The sequence below is a fragment of the Streptomyces sp. NPDC008125 genome (assembly GCF_042957125.1).
Taxonomy (GTDB): Bacteria; Actinomycetota; Actinomycetes; order Streptomycetales; family Streptomycetaceae; genus Streptomyces.
This window is the reverse complement of the sequence record NZ_JBIBHR010000015.1, coordinates 129314-143614: the sequence shown is the minus strand read 5'-3', so window position 1 is coordinate 143614 and position 14301 is coordinate 129314. Positions and strand designations below refer to the sequence as shown.

At 71.1% G+C, this 14301-nt stretch carries 11 protein-coding genes; 4 read left to right on the top strand and 7 right to left on the bottom strand.

The features are described from left to right. Positions 1–4 precede the first annotated feature (4 nt). Positions 5–1516, bottom strand: coding sequence for an aldehyde dehydrogenase family protein (locus ACFZAX_RS24825; protein WP_390964271.1), 1512 nt, complete (start codon positions 1514–1516; stop codon positions 5–7). Positions 1517–1696: 180 nt separating this feature from the next. Between ACFZAX_RS24825 and ACFZAX_RS24820 the strand changes: the two genes are divergently transcribed. Continuing rightward, complete coding sequence (locus tag ACFZAX_RS24820) at positions 1697–2467, top strand: IclR family transcriptional regulator (RefSeq protein ID WP_358761354.1); 771 nt, start codon at positions 1697–1699, stop codon at positions 2465–2467. Positions 2468–2568: 101 nt separating this feature from the next. Beyond that, positions 2569–4020: a penicillin-binding transpeptidase domain-containing protein gene (locus tag ACFZAX_RS24815; protein ID WP_390964269.1), complete on the top strand. Its 1452-nt coding sequence runs from the start codon at positions 2569–2571 to the stop codon at positions 4018–4020. 73 nt (positions 4021–4093) lie between these two features. Here ACFZAX_RS24815 and ACFZAX_RS24810 read toward each other — a convergent pair whose 3' ends face one another. Next, positions 4094–4924 carry a glycoside hydrolase domain-containing protein gene (locus ACFZAX_RS24810; RefSeq protein ID WP_390964268.1) on the bottom strand — a complete coding sequence of 277 codons (831 nt, stop codon included), beginning with the start codon at positions 4922–4924 and terminating at the stop codon, positions 4094–4096. 204 nt (positions 4925–5128) lie between these two features. Further along, entirely contained in the window at positions 5129–6607 is a 1479-nt protein-coding gene (locus tag ACFZAX_RS24805) for a solute carrier family 23 protein (RefSeq protein ID WP_390964266.1), read from the bottom strand. Between the two features lie 233 nt (positions 6608–6840). Here ACFZAX_RS24805 and ACFZAX_RS24800 point away from each other — a divergent pair, with 233 nt between their 5' ends. Beyond that, positions 6841–7416 carry a SigE family RNA polymerase sigma factor gene (locus tag ACFZAX_RS24800; RefSeq protein WP_390964264.1) on the top strand — a complete coding sequence of 192 codons (576 nt, stop codon included), beginning with the start codon at positions 6841–6843 and terminating at the stop codon, positions 7414–7416. Next, positions 7416–8129: a hypothetical protein gene (locus tag ACFZAX_RS24795; protein ID WP_390964262.1), complete on the top strand. Its 714-nt coding sequence runs from the start codon at positions 7416–7418 to the stop codon at positions 8127–8129. The genes ACFZAX_RS24800 and ACFZAX_RS24795 overlap by 1 nt, the downstream gene beginning before the upstream one ends. Before the next feature lie 153 nt (positions 8130–8282). Here the strand turns inward: ACFZAX_RS24795 and ACFZAX_RS24790 are convergent, their stop codons facing one another. From ACFZAX_RS24790 to ACFZAX_RS24775, 4 genes are all read right to left on the bottom strand, one after another. Then, on the bottom strand, positions 8283–9608 hold the full coding sequence (locus tag ACFZAX_RS24790; protein ID WP_390964260.1) for a polysaccharide lyase family 1 protein: 1326 nt from the start codon (positions 9606–9608) through the stop codon (positions 8283–8285). A 107-nt stretch (positions 9609–9715) separates the two neighbouring features. Then, complete coding sequence (locus ACFZAX_RS24785; RefSeq protein WP_390964258.1) at positions 9716–10540, bottom strand: GDSL-type esterase/lipase family protein; 825 nt, start codon at positions 10538–10540, stop codon at positions 9716–9718. A gap of 144 nt (positions 10541–10684) precedes the next feature. Next, positions 10685–12019: an extracellular solute-binding protein gene (locus ACFZAX_RS24780; RefSeq protein ID WP_390964256.1), complete on the bottom strand. Its 1335-nt coding sequence runs from the start codon at positions 12017–12019 to the stop codon at positions 10685–10687. Positions 12020–12081: 62 nt separating this feature from the next. After that, positions 12082–14112, bottom strand: a complete 2031-nt coding sequence (locus tag ACFZAX_RS24775) for a pectinesterase family protein (protein WP_390964254.1) — start codon at positions 14110–14112, stop codon at positions 12082–12084. Between the last annotated feature and the right edge of the window lie 189 nt (positions 14113–14301).

Sequence of the window (14301 nt, the reverse complement as noted above, 5' to 3'; positions counted from 1 at the left end):
GTCGTCATCCGTTCACCCGGCGGGGCAGGCCCAGCAGGTTGTCGTCGCGGAGCTCGGGCGGGAGCAGGGCCTCGGGAGTCGACTGGTACGTCACCGGGCGCAGCCAGCGCTCGATGGCGGTGGCGCCGACCGAGGTCGAGGTGGAGGTGGTCGACGGGTACGGGCCGCCGTGGTGCTGGGCCGGGGCGACGGCGACGCCGGTGGGCCAGCCGTTGACGAGGACGCGCCCGGCGAGCGGGGTGAGGGCGGCGAGGAGCCCGGCGGCGCCGCCGGCCTCTTCCTCGGCGGAGATGTGCAGGGTGGCGGTGAGGTTGCCGGGGAGGCGGCCGAGCACGGCGGTGACCTCGTCCTCGGAGGCGTACCGGGCGACGACGGTGACCGGGCCGAAGCACTCCTCCAGGAGCGCTTCGTGCGGGCCGTCCTCGGTGAGCCGGGCGGCCGGGACGGTGAGGAAGCCGGGGGCGACGGCGTGTTCGCCGCCGTCGCCGGGGGTGACGGGCGCTTCCACGTCGGGGAGGGCGGCCCGGTCGCGTACTCCGGCGATGAAGGCGTCGCGCATCCGGTGGTCGAGCATGACGGCGGGGACGGTGTCGCCGACGGTCGCGGTGAGGGTCTTCACCAGTCCGTCGCCGTTCTCGTCCGCCGGGACCAGGACCAGGCCGGGCTTGGTGCAGAACTGCCCGGCGCCCAGGGTCATGGAGGAGCCGAGTCCGGCGCCGATCTGCTCGCCGCGCTCGGCCGCCGCGGCCTCGGTGACGACGACGGGGTTGAGGGAGCCGAGTTCGCCGTGGAAGGGGATGGGCGCGGGGCGGGCCGCCGCCGCGTCGAAGAGGGCGCGTCCGCCGCGGATCGAGCCGGTGAAGCCGGCTGCGGAGATCAGCGGGTGGCGGACGAGTTCGACGCCGGCCTCGAAGCCGTGCACGAGCTGGACGACGTCCTCGGGCAGCCCGTGCGCGGCGGCGGCGCGGCGGAGCACGGAGGCGGCCAGCTCGGAGGTGGCCGGGTGGTCGGGGTGCGACTTGACGACGACCGGGCAGCCCGCGGCCAGTGCGCTCGCGGTGTCGCCGCCGGCGACGGAGAAGGCGAACGGGAAGTTGCTGGCCGAGTAGACGGCGACGACCCCGAGCGGGATCTTCCAGCGGCGCAGGTCGGGCCAGGGCGGGGTGCGGCCGGCGTCCTCGTGGTCGATGTGGATGTCGAGGAACGCGCCCTCGTCGACGACCTCGGCGAAGGCCCGCAACTGCTCCGCGGTGCGGGCGAGTTCGCCGGTCAGCCGGGCCGTTCCGAGCGCGGTCTCGGCATCGGCGGTCGCGACGGCGGAATCCTGGGCCCCGGCGAGCAGGTCGGCCGCGGTGCGCAGGAAGGCGGCGCGGACGGTGCGGTCGGCGAGGGCGTCGCGGACGGCGTGCGCCGCCCGTACCACACGGTCGACCTCCTCCGCTGTAGCCTCCACCGCAACCTGCTCGCGCGGGTTCCCGGTGCGGGGGTCGACGCTCCAGACTGGTGCTGCTGCCACCGTTTTCCCTTCCGTACTCTCTGCCACACGCCAGGAAGTTGTTCGGTATTCTGAACAGCGTTCCTCATCGTGAATGTCCTGGAACTCTATTTCCGGGCGTTCCGCGTTGGCAAGAAGTCACAGGCAAGAAGTCACAGCGAAGTCACGGGATTTCGAAGAAGTGTGGAAGGGGCGAGGGCGATGTCGGCTGCCGAGTCTGGTGGGGCGCAGGTCAAGTCCGCGGTACGGACGGTGGAGCTCCTCGAGTACTTCGCGGGGCGCCCCGGGATGCACTCCCTCGCCGCCGTGCAGGAGGCGGTGGGCTACCCCAAGTCCAGTCTCTACATGCTGCTGCGCACCCTCGTCGAGCTCGGCTGGGTGGAGACCGACGCCACCGGTACCCGGTACGGCATCGGGGTGCGCGCCCTGCTGGTCGGCACCTCGTACATCGACGGCGACGAAGTGGTGGCGGCGGCCCGTCCCACCCTCGACCGGCTCTCCGACGACACCACGGAGACCATCCACCTGGCCCGGCTCGACGGTACCAACGTGGTCTACCTCGCCACCAGGCAGTCCCAGCACTACCTGCGCCCCTTCACCCGCGTCGGCCGCCGGCTGCCCGCCCACTCCACCTCCCTGGGCAAGGCGCTGCTGGCCACCTACAGCGACGAGCAGGTGCGCAAGATGCTCCCGGAGACGCTCCCGGCGCTGACCGAGCACACCCTGACCGACCGCGAGCGGCTCATCGAGGAGCTGCACACCATCCGCGAACAGGGGTATGCCGTGGACCGCGAGGAGAACACGCTGGGGCTGCGCTGTTTCGGTGTGGCGATCCCGTACCGGACTCCCTCGCGCGACGCCATCAGCTGCTCGGTTCCGGTGGCCCGCCTCACCCCCGCCCACGAGCAGACGGTGAAGGACGCCCTCTTCGACGCCCGCGACCGGCTGACGCTGGCGACCCGCCGCCTCTGACGGGACGCATCCCCCGTACCGCCGGTCGGGCCGCCTGAGAAATCGGTGAGAAGCGGCACGACCGGGAACATCCGGCGCTCCGCCGCTCGTCCCTCAACGGGATGAACAAGACGATCAGGCGCACTTCGGTCTTCTGTCTGCTCCTGGTGCTCGCGTTGCTGGCGCGGGCGAGCTGGGTGCAGGTGTACGACGCGAAGGCGCTCGCGGAGAACGACGACAACCGGCGGAACACCATCGCGCAGTACGCGCGGCCGCTCGGTGACATCATCGTGGCCGGTTCCCCGGTCACCGGATCGCAGAGGACGGAGAGCGGAGATCTCGCGTACAGGCGCACCTACGAGAACGGCGCGCTCTATGCCGCCGTCACCGGCTACAGCTCGCAGGCGTACGGCGCCACCCAGCTGGAGGGCATCTACAGCTCGGTGCTCGACGGCACCGACGACCGGCTGAAGGACCCCGCCGACGTGATCACCGGCGAGCAGGCCGAGCCGGGCGACGTGCTGACGACGATCGACCCGGACGTGCAGAAGGCCGCGTACGAGGCGCTCGGCGACGACAAGGGCGCGGCGGTCGCGATGGACCCGAAGACCGGCCGCATCCTCGGCATGGTCTCCACCCCGTCGTACGACCCGTCGACGATCAGCGGGACCACGGACCAGGCCGCCTGGCAGAAGCTGCTGGACGACCCCGACAAGTCGCTCGTCAACCGCGCGCTGCGGCAGCCGCTGGCGCCGGGTTCGACGTTCAAGCTGGTGGTGGCGTCGGCCGCGCTGGAGAACGGCCTGTACGACTCAGTGGACCAGGCCACCGACAGCCCCGACCCCTTCACCCTGCCCGGCACCACGACCGTCCTGCGGAACGAGAGCGCCTCCGCGCCCTGCGAGAACGCCACCCTGCGCACCGCGCTCCAGTACTCCTGCAACAACGTCTTCGCCAAGGTGGCGGCCGACCTCGGGCAGAAGAAGCTGCGGGCGATGGCGGAGAAGTTCGGGTTCGACGTGGAGAAGCTGGACGTGCCGGTGCGCGCCTCGGCGAGCGTGTACCCCAAGAAGATGGACAGCGCGCAGACCGCGCTCACCGGCATCGGCCAGTTCGAGGTGACGGCCACCCCGATGCAGATGGCCATGGTCTCCGCGGCGCTCGCCAACGGCGGTGAACTCGCCGCCCCGCACATGGTCTCCTCGGTGACCGACGCCAAGGGCTCGCCGCTGCGGGAGTACGCGGACGGCGACACCGAGCGCGTGGTGTCGGAGCGGACCGCCGCCCAGGTGCGCAGCGCGATGGTGACGGTGGTCGAGGACGGTACGGGCACCAACGCGCGGATCGCCGGCGCCGAGGTGGGCGGCAAGACGGGTACGGCCCAGAACGGCGTGGACAACGGGAACACCCCGTACGCCTGGTTCACCTCGTACGCCAAGGACGCCGCCTCCGGCAAGGAGGTGGCGGTCGCCGTGGTCGTGGAGGACTCGGGGGCGGCCCGCTCCGAGGTCAGCGGCAACGGCCTGGCGGCGCCGGTCGCGCAGAAGATGATGAAGGCGGCGCTCGCGCGATGAGGGCGGGCCGGGCCCCGTGGTACGGGGCCCGGCCCGTTTCTCCGTGCGGTACGGGTCGAGCGGGTGGCGCGGGTCAGCCGACGATGGCGACCGGGGCGTCCCAGGCGTCGCGGTCGACGGTGAGGGTGTACCCGCCGCGCTTCTCCTTGCTGTTGACCTTGTACTGGTGGGCCCGGCTGTGGTCGGTGAAGAGCGTCTTGCTCCACGGCCAGTCGGTCGTGGTGGTGGACTTGCCGTCCCAGAGGGCGTACCAGAGGTTGCCCGGCAGATCGGTCTTGTTGGTCGCCGTGGCGATCGCCTTGGCGCTGGAGCTGCTGAAGCCGTAGAACCCGCCGCGGTAGGTCTTGGCGCGCAGGGTCTTGGTGAACGAGCGCACGTAGGTCAGGACCGCGTCGTTGCACGCCTTGTCGGTGATCGTGTACGGCTCCATGTCGAGGTAGATCGGACTGCCGGCCTTCATGCCGAGCGCCGCGGCCTTGGCGACCGCGTCGTTGCCGTCCTTGACGCCGAGGGATGCGGCCGTGGCAGCGGTCAGCTTCTCCGGGTTCGAGCTCTTCTGACACGGCGGCTGGGCGCCCACGTAGAGCGGGATGAGCTTCCATCCCGCGGAGTTGACCGACTTCACCCAGGACGAGGTCAGGTTGGGCTGGGCGCAGCCCCGGTTCCTGCCCCCGATGTAGACGGCGGCGCCGCCGTAGAACTTGTCGGCCTTCCACGCCTTCATCGCGGCGAGCGACGGCGCGGTGCAGGTGTCGAAGGCCTGGCCCGTGAAGGTCTTCTGCGCGGGCCAGGTGGTGGCCGCCATAGAGGTCTGGGCCACGACCCCGGACCCCACGACGGCGACGGTGGCCGCCGCCCCCCAGGCGATGTAACGGCCCTTCTTGGACAAACGGTGCTTGGACAATCCCCCACCCCATTCGGATTCGTTCCTCCGGCCGCGAGCCGTGCCCGGCGTGGTCGGAGTGCTGCCGGGACACGGTGACGGCGCCCGTGGACGGGCGTGCGGAGCGGGTGGCACGATATCCGACTTCACCGGCATGACCGGCGGCGGGTCCGCCCTTCGGCGCGGACGCCCGCCGCCGGGTCGGCCGACTGTGCGCCAGGGGACCTACCTCACGCCGAGCAACTGCTCGATCGGGTCGATCGCGAAGTACACGACGAACAGCGCCGAGGTGGCCCAGAGCAGCCAGTGGACCTCCCGTGCCTTGCCGAGGGCCGCCTTGATGACGACGTAGGCGAGGAAGCCCGCGCCGATGCCGTTGGTGATGGAGTAGGTGAACGGCATGACGGCGATCGTCAGGAACGCCGGGATGGCGATCTCGTAGCTCTCCCACTCGATGTGGCGGACCTGCGCCATCAGCAAAAAGCCGACCGCGATGAGCGCCGGGGCCGCGGCCTGGGCCGGGACGACGGTGGCCAGCGGGGTCAGGAAGAGGGCGACGGCGAAGAGGGCGCCGGTGACCAGGGAGGCGAAGCCGGTGCGGGCGCCCTCGCCGACGCCCGCCGCCGACTCGATGTAGGCGGTGTTGGAGGAGGCCGAGGCGGCTCCGCCCACGGCGGCGGCCGCCCCGTCGATGAGGAGGACACGGCCGATGTTCGGTACGTCGCCCTTCTCGTCGAGCAGCCCGGCCTCCTGGGAGACGCCGACGACCGTGCCCATGGTGTCGAAGAAGTCGCTGAGGATCAGGGTGAAGATCAGCAGGACGATGGTGACCACGCCGACCTGCTGGAAGGCGCCGAAGAGGCTGAAGGAGCCGACGAGCCCGAAGTCGGGAGCGGCGACGAGGTCCTCGGGCACCTCGGGGACGGTCAGGCCCCAGGCGGTCGGCGCGATGTCGGCGATCGAGTTGACGACGACGGCCAGGACGGTGCTGACGACGATGCTGATGAGGATGGCACCCTTCACCTTGCGGGCCATCAGCGCGACGGTGAGCAGCACGCCGACGCAGAAGACCAGCACCGGCCAGCCGGTGAGGTGGCCGACCGAGCCGAGCTGTACGGGCGTCGAGCCGGTCTCACCGGGGATGCGCGTGACGAACCCGGCGTCGACGAAGCCGATGAACGCGATGAAGAGCCCGATGCCGACGCTGATCGCCTGCTTGAGGGCGGCCGGGATCGCGCGCATCACGGCCTCGCGCAGCCCGGTGACGACCAGCACGCAGATGATGAGCCCTTCGAGGACGACGAGGCCCATCGCGTCGGGCCAGCTCATCAGCGGGGCGATCTGGAACGCGACGACCGCGTTGAGGCCGAGGCCTGCGGCGATGGCGAGCGGGAGATTGCCGCCGAGCCCCATGATCGCGGTCATCACCGCGGCCACCAGCGCGGTGACGGTGACGAGTTGGGGCGTGGAGAGGTGGGCGCCGAACTTGTCCTCGGCCGAGCCGAGGATGATCGGGTTGAGGACCAGGATGTACGCCATCGTGAAGAAGGTCGCGAAGCCGCCGCGTATCTCGCGGGCGATGCTCGATCCGCGGGCGGTGATCGCGAAGTAGCGGTCCAGCGCGTTCTTCGGGGCAGCGGTCCCCAGCGGTGCGGGTGCTGCGGGTACTTCGGGTGCTGCGGGTGCCTGTGGTGCTTCCGGCATGGCGCTCCTCGGGATGTCGGTGGTCCGCGGGACGAGTGACTGCATGTTCCCCCGTGGAAAGGGGGTTCAGGTTTTCGCCGTGTTACGCCTTACTTGGGGTGACACCCGCTTCACAGCGCTTCCGGGGTGCGCTGGTACGCTCTCGCACCGCTCGCACCCCTGGGTGCCGCTGAGGGAACGTACACAGCCACCGCGGTTCGCGTACCGGGATTCGAGAGCAGGGAGAGGTACCCGTGGGCACTGTGGTCGACGCTGCCGCTGCCGCCGAGTTCCATCAGTTCTTCGAGGCGCACTACGCCGAACTGGCTCGTCTCGCATACCTGTTGACAGGCGAGGCGGACGCGGCCGATGACCTGGCCGCCGACGCTCTGATGGCCCTCTGGCACCGCTGGGACCGGATGAGGGAGGCCGATCATCCCGTCGCGTACGCGCGCGGGGTCGTCGCCAACCTGGCGCGCACCCGGATCCGGGGCGCGGTGCGCGAGCGCCGCCGGATCGCGCTGTTCTGGGCGCCGCGCTCCGGGGCCGGCGACGGGTTCGCCGTGGAGGATCCCGACGTGACCACCGTGGTGGACGTCCAAGAGGCCCTGCGTAAGCTGCCGTTCAGGAAGCGGGCCTGCGTCGTGCTGCGGCACGCGTTCGACCTGTCCGAGCGGGACACGTCGTTGGTCCTCGGGATATCGGTCGGTACGGTCAAGAGCCAGACCTCCCGGGGCTTGGCGGAGTTGCAGCGGCTGCTCGGCCCCGGGGCGGGCCCGGCTCCGGCACGGGTGGCCGTGGCGGGGCAGCCCGGCGGAGGAAGGCATTGATGGACGAGGAGCTGCGGGAGCGCCTGCGCGGCGCGGCGCGGGAGCACCGCCCGGACCGCGAGCGGATGTGGGCGCGGGTCGAGCGTGGCATGACGCAGGACCCGCCGCCCGGACGCGTCGCCCGCCCGCCGCGCGCGCCGATGCCGAGGCTGCGGATCGCGGCGGCGACGGCGGCGGTCTGCGGGGTGCTCCTGGCGGTTCCTCTCGCCGTCGCGGGGACAACCCGCGACGGTGGTTCCGGGCAGCCGGCGGCGGCCTCGCCCAGCCGTACGGGGACGGCGGCCGCCCGTTCCGGGGAGCGCGGCGCCCAGCTCCCGGCGGCGAACGGCCCGGTGTCCACCCGGGGCGTGGTGGACCCCGGGTCCAACGCGTACTGGGCGCAGAGCGACGTGCTGGTGACCGCGACCCGGCCGCTCACCTCCCTCACGGTGGAGCTGCGGGTCGCGCTGACCGGCGGGGTGACCAAGACGGACGCGTGGACGTCCGGCCACAAGGAGGACTACACGCTCTCCATCGGTGAGGAGGGCGGCTTCCTCGTGTTCCGCTGGACGCTGCTCCCGGGACGTACCGCCCCGGCGACCACCCTCACCTTCGCGGGGCAGTACAACCACGCGGAGGGCGAACGGGACGCGAGCGGCGACGACTTCACCGTGCACAGCACCTTCGACACCGGTGTGTCGGCGAGCGGCGGGGTGTTCGCGCCCACCGGCTGAGCGGGCGCGGCCCGAGGACGCGGCGGGCTCGGGCTCGGGCTCGCCGGAGCGTGGAGCGGGAGAGGGCGCGGACCCGCACAGTCCGCACCCTCTCCCGCCGGTGGAGGTCCGCCCCGGGGCCGGCCGCCGGGCGGCGGCCCCGGGCGGACGGGGTCAGCAGTGGCCGCCGGCTCCGGCCTCGCGGTCCACGAGCGCGGGAACGGCGCGCGGCGAGTCGACCTTGGTCCGCAGGACGGGGGTCCAGCCGGCGCCCGAGGCAAGCTGTTCGGCGGGGACGCCCGCGTTGTGGACGGCGATCAGGTCGGTCTTCTTCCCGTTGACGTAGTTGTCGCCGGCCGTCAGCGGGGACTCCTTCCACTTCTTGAGGACGAGCGCCGGGTCGTAGCCCGGGGGAAGGGTGAACGCGTTGTGCTCGGCGACGAGCTGGGACTCGATGCCGATGCCGTAGGTGTAGCCGTACGGGCTGCCCGCCGTGGCCACGAAGTGGTTGTTGTACGAGTCGACCTGGCCGAAGCGGACGCGCGGGGCGCGCTCCTTCACGTCCTGGAAGAGGTTGTGGTGCAGGGTCACCCGGAGCTTGCCCCGGTCGGTCGCGCCCGCGCTGTCGCTGTTGCCGATGAGCATCGTCTTGTCGTGGTCCTTGAGGACGTTCCACGAGACGGTGACCAGGTCGGCGCCGCGCACGATGTCGAAGAGCCCGTCGTGCTGCTGGTAGACCGTGCCGAAGTAGTGCGGCTGGGCCGAGTCGGGGCGGTCGCCGTCGCTGAAGGTGTTGTGGTCGACCCAGACGTGGGAGGAGCCGGTGACGACGAGGTTGTCGTACTCGGAGTTCCAGGCCCCGGTGTCGGTGTCGGTCGGGTCCCACTGCGGGAAGCAGTCGTAGGTGTCCTCGAAGGCCAGGTTGCGGACGATGACGTTCGAGACGTTCTTGATCTGGAGGCTGGCCCCGATGACGGTGGCGTCGTCGCCGACGCCGATCAGGGTGGTGTTCGAGGGGACCTCGACGTTGACGGCCGCCGCCTGGAGGGCGGCGGAGGCGGCGCGGGCGTCCTCCAGCGGGCCGCTGGGCACGGCGTCGGTGCCCCAGACCGCCGGGTCGTAGGCGGCGAGGTACTTCTCCAGGGTGTAGCCGCCGGTGTAGTAGTCCTCGCAGCCGATGGGGGTGCCGTTCACGTCCGCGTTGCCGTGGACGGTCCCGGCTATCTTGACGATCTTGGGCGCGTCACCGGCGTCCTCGAACGCCGCGATCAGCTCCGCGCGGTTGGTCACCGTGTAGACGTGGTCGCGGGTGGCCTTCGAACCGCCGGTGGTCGAGCCGTCCGCGGCGGCCCAGCCGTCGTGGGCGGGGAGCACGGCGCGCTCGACCGGCTTCGTGTGCGGCCGGGAGGCGGCCTGGGCCGGCAGCGACACCGCGAGGGCGAGGGAGGCGCAGCCCATCACCACGGTGATGGCACGGATGTGACGCATGCGTGCGGGCATGGGGTTCCTTCGTTCGTTGCGACGGATGGGGGTGAGGTGTGCGACGGAGTGGGGGGACGGGCGGTGCCGGGGGTGGTGCGGTGGTCCGGTGGGGCGGAGATCGGGGGTCATGGCTGCGGCCAGGTGATCCACTCGGTGGGGACGGGTGCGTCGAGCCGGCGCACCTCGCCGGGCGCGAGTACGCGGGCGTCCAGGAGGGCGCGGGCGGTCGTCCGGGCCACGTCGACGGCGCCGCGCGGCTGGAGGTGCGTGTTGTCCTGCACCCCGTCCGGGTAGTTGGGGGACTCCCCGGGCGCCTGCCAGTTGAAGTAGTCCTGGGTGGCGTCCGGACCCAGCTGCTGCCAGCGGGCCAGGGTGAGCGCCTGGGCGTCGATCAGCGGTACGCGTTCCTCGGCGGCCAGAGCCCGCATGGCGGCCGGGTACTCGCCGTGGCTCGGCCTGGCGGTGCCGTCCTCGGCGAAGCGGCGGCGCTCGATCGGGGTGAGCAGGACGGGCCGGGCGTGGCGCGCGCGGGCCTGGGTGACGTACGTCCGCAGGTGGTCCTGGTAGGTGGTCCAGGGGTCGGTGCCGCGCAGCGGGTCGGTGGTCTTCTCGTCGTTGTGCCCGAACTGGATGAGCAGGAAGTCACCGGCGCGGACGTCCCCGAGCAGTGCGGCGAGCAGCCCTTCATCGATGAAGCTCTTCGAACTGCGGCCGTTCATCGCATGGTTGGCGACCCGAAGGCCGGGGCCGAGGAAGAACGGCAGGGCCATGCCCCAGCCGGTCTCGGGCGCCGCGTCCGCGTACTTCTGGGCCGCAGTCGAGTCGCCGGCGATGTGCAGGGTGCGGGGGCGGGGGCGCCGTCCGGCGCTCTTCGCCGTCGCCGGTGTGGCGGCGAGGGCCAGGGGCAGGGCCGCGAGTGCGGCCACCGTCCGTCTGCGGGTGAGTGACACGGTGTACCTGCCTCACTGGACGGGAGGGGGAAAGGGCGGGGTGGAGGGGGCTGGGTGGAGAGGGCCGGCGGCGGTGGGTGGTCCCGGGCCGCCGCCGGCCCCGGCACACGGGGTGGTGGGGTGCGAGGAACGGGCGGGCGTGGATCAGCCGTTGCCCAGTTCCTTCCACTCCTTCTGGGCGGCGTTCAGCTCGTTGGCGATCTTGTCGAGGAAGTCCTTCGCGGAGACCTTGCCGAGCAGCAGCTTCTGGAACTCGGGCTCGTTGTCGGCCTTGCTGATGTTGTTCCAGTCGGGCAGGTAGTAGGGCAGGTTCACGATCTTGGTGGAGCCGTCGGTGAGGGCCTTCGCCGCGAGCGCGGTCGGCTCGGAGGCGGTGATCCAGGGGTCCTGCGCGGCCTCGGTGTTGGCGGGGATGGCGCCGGCCGACTCGTTCCACTTGCTGTTGGAGGCGTGCGAGGCGGCGAACTCGATGAACTTCCAGGCGGCGGTCTTGTTCTTGCTGCTGCGGAAGAGGCCGAGTCCGTCGACCGGGTTGGAGACCTGGACGCGGGTGCCGCTGTCACCGACCGGGTTCGGGATGCCGGCGAACTTGTCCGCGCCGAGCGCCTTCACGTGGTCCTGGTAGGAGCCGAGGTTGTGGCTGAGCATCCCGATGGTGCCGGTGTCCCACTGCGCGACCATCTTGGTGAAGTCGTTGTTGACGTCGGCGGACGGCGTCGCCTTCTTGAACAGGCCGACGTACTTGTCCAGCGCGGCGACGTTCTTCGGGTCGTTGACCGTCGTCGTGTCTCCGTTCCAGAAGTCGGTGATGCCGGACTGGCCGTAGGCGGCGTCCAGGGCCTGGGCTATGGAGCCCGCCCCGCCTCGGATGGTGTAGCCGAACTTGTTGTTCTTGGAGTCGGTCAGCTTGTCGGCCGCGTCGTAGAACTTCGCCCAGGTGGCGGGGGCTTCCAGCCCCGCGGCCTTGAACAGGTCGGTTCTGTACCAGAGCGTTCCGTTGTTCGCGGAGGTCGGCACGGAGTACATGTCGTCGCCCCGGCCGCCGGCGTCCTTGACGCTCGCGACCATGCCCTCGACGAGCTTGCCCTTCAGCGAGGACTTCTCGATCCGGTCCTGGACCGGCTCCAGCGCCTCCTGGGAGACGATGTTGGCGAGGTAGGCGGTGCCCACGCCGCCCACGTCCGGCAGGCCGCCGCCGGCGATCGCGGTGTCGTACTTGGACTGCACGTCCGCGATCGGGATCGGGACGTACTTCACCTTGATGTCCGGGTTCTCCTTCTCGAAATCCTTGATGATCTCGGTCCAGATGGCGGTGCGCGGTCCGCCGTTGTTGTCCCAGAAGGTGATCTCGCCCTTGCCGCTGCCCTCGGTGCCGGACCCGCTGCCGTCGTCGCCGCAGGCGGTGGCCGTCAGGGCGAGCATCGCGGTCAGCGAGACCGCTGCCGCGGCGCGCCCCCGGTACTTCTTGAACATGCTCATGGTTCTGCTCTTCTCTGTGGGTGGGTACAGGTGTGCCGTGTACGCCGTGCAGGTGGGGGGCGTCAGCGCCGGCGGTGCGGTGCCCAGCCGTCGTCGCCCGCGAGGTAGTCGTCCACCTCGTGGAGCGCGGCGTCGGCCGGGGACATCTGGGGGCGGTCCGTGGTGGCGGCGGCGCCGGGACCGTGGGTCCGGTACTCGCTGAACCGGGCTTCCCGCCAGGGGAAGCCGCTCATGTCGGACCAGGGGCTCGCCTTGACGGCGGCGGGCAGCGAGGTCTCGCGGATCAGCACCTGGCCGATCGCGTCCGGGTTGCCGCTCGGGTGCCAGGGGCGGCCGAGGTGGAAGGTGCCCGCGGGGGCGTCGCTGATGACCCGGCTGCGGGTGATCAGGATGCCGTACGGGTTCTCCTTCCAGGTCGAAGCGGCCGTGATGTAGCCGTTGTTGGTGTCCGAGCCGCGGCTGAGTGCCTTGATCACGGACTTCTCGACGACGGTGGTGGCGCGGCCGTAGAGGAAGTCGACGTCGCCTTCGACGTACGAGTCGGTGACGTAGACGCGGGCCTTCTGGGTGAGCGCCGGGGTGTCGGTCATCAGGGTGTCCTGGTTGCCGAGGAACGCGGTGTTCTTGAAGGTCAGGCGATCGCCGGTGGTCTTCACGGCGAGCGCCTGCTCGCCGCTGATCTCCACGGCGGCCTCGTCGAAGTCGTTGGAGAAGGTGAGGTTCTCGGCCGTGAAGTCGTGGCCCTCCACCAGGACGGTGGCGCTGCCGGTGGAGCCCTGGGTGGTGCCGTCCGGCTTGAGTGCGCCCTGCGGGGTGTCGAAGACGATCAGGGTGTCGGAGCGGCGCTTGCCGGTGCCGACGAGGGAGACGTACGGCTGGTTCTTGCCGACACGGACGTGCTCCCGGTAGGTGCCGGGCGCCAGGCGCACGGTGATCCGGCCGTCGTTGCCCTGCGGCACGGCGTCGACGGCCGCCTGCACGGTGGCGTAGTCGGCGGGCACCCGCAGCACGGTGTCGGTGCCGATGTCCTTCTGCGGGCCGGAGTCGCGGGTGACGATCCCCGGCACGTCGGCGGCACGGTCCAGCCGGTACGGGTAGAAGGCGTGCGGGTCGAAGGCCGCGCCCCGGGCGTCGGTTCGGCCCGTGGTGTTTTTCAGGATCGAGCCGCGCTGGACGAGCTGGGCGGTGGCGTCGGCCTGGTACGGGTGCTGGACGTCCCTGTAGTAGCTGTTCTCGATCACCATCTTCGTGGCGCCGCGCGCCCAGTTGCCGTACGTCCACACCGGGTCGCCGTCCGCGACCTGCGCGGAGACGTAGTTGTTGTAGAGGTGGGCGTAGGCGCAGTTGTCGGCCGAGGGATTGCGCTGCTTGGTGCCGGTGAACCAGTTGTGGTCGATGGTGATCTCGGTGGTGACGTTCGTCGTCCAGCCGATCCCGAACGCCTTGTTGTGGTCGGCGAACTGGTTGTACGAGACGGTGATGTACCGGCTGTCCTTGCGGATGTCGAGCAGCCCGTCGCCCATGCGGGTGAAGCGGTTGTGGTCGATCCAGACGTGGTCGGCGGTGTCCATCTGGATGGCGTCGAAGTCCGTGGTCTTCCCGTCCCAGTCGCCCTCGATGTACGAGTCGCGGATGGTGAGGTTGCGGATGATCACGTTGTGGGTGCCGGGGTTCAGGTGGAGTTCGCCGTGGACGATCTCGGCGGTGTCCCCGACGCCGACGATGGTCTTGTCCGAGGTCACGTCGATGTCGTGGCCGAAGGGTTCGACGGCCAGTGAGCCCGCGACCCGGATGGTGTACGGCCCCTCGGCACCGGCGTACTGCGCCAGACCGGCGGGGGTGGTGACGGTGACGACCGGGCCGCCCGCCCCTCCGGTGGTCCCGCCCGCCAGGGAGGCGAACCCGTGCGGGGTGTCGGACCAGGTGCCGTGCTGTGCGGCGGGCCCCGCGCCGGCCGGTGCGGACGGCGGGGCGGGTGCGGCTGCCGGGGCCGCCGCGGCTGCCGGGCTCGCGGGCAGGAGGAAGGCCCCGGCCAGGGCGAGCACCGCGGCGAGCGTGCTTCCCCGGGTGCGCGAGGTACGGAGGTGCGTCATTGCGGCTCCCATACGTGCGGTGCAGATGTGTCCGTGCTGCGGTGCGGCGTTCCGTGCGTGTGGTGCAGGTGTGGCCGTGCGGGCAGTGCGTGAGGTGCGGCGGTGCGTGAGGTGCGGACGGTGCGAGGTGCCGGTGCGAAGGTGCGTGACGTGCGGTGGTGCGGGGCGACCGGTGTGCGGTGGTGCCCG

Bases quoted from the DNA above. Each gene is read 5' to 3' on its own strand.
- ACFZAX_RS24820 (WP_358761354.1), top strand. From the start codon at position 1,697: ATGTCGGCTGCCGAGTCTGGTGGGGCGCAGGTCAAGTCCGCGGTACGG.
- ACFZAX_RS24815 (WP_390964269.1), top strand. From the start codon at position 2,569: ATGAACAAGACGATCAGGCGCACTTCGGTCTTCTGTCTGCTCCTGGTG.
- ACFZAX_RS24805 (WP_390964266.1), bottom strand. From the start codon at position 6,607: ATGCCGGAAGCACCACAGGCACCCGCAGCACCCGAAGTACCCGCAGCA.
- ACFZAX_RS24795 (WP_390964262.1), top strand. From the start codon at position 7,416: ATGGACGAGGAGCTGCGGGAGCGCCTGCGCGGCGCGGCGCGGGAGCAC.
- ACFZAX_RS24790 (WP_390964260.1), bottom strand. From the start codon at position 9,608: ATGCCCGCACGCATGCGTCACATCCGTGCCATCACCGTGGTGATGGGC.
- ACFZAX_RS24780 (WP_390964256.1), bottom strand. From the start codon at position 12,019: ATGAGCATGTTCAAGAAGTACCGGGGGCGCGCCGCGGCAGCGGTCTCG.
- ACFZAX_RS24775 (WP_390964254.1), bottom strand. From the start codon at position 14,112: ATGACGCACCTCCGTACCTCGCGCACCCGGGGAAGCACGCTCGCCGCG.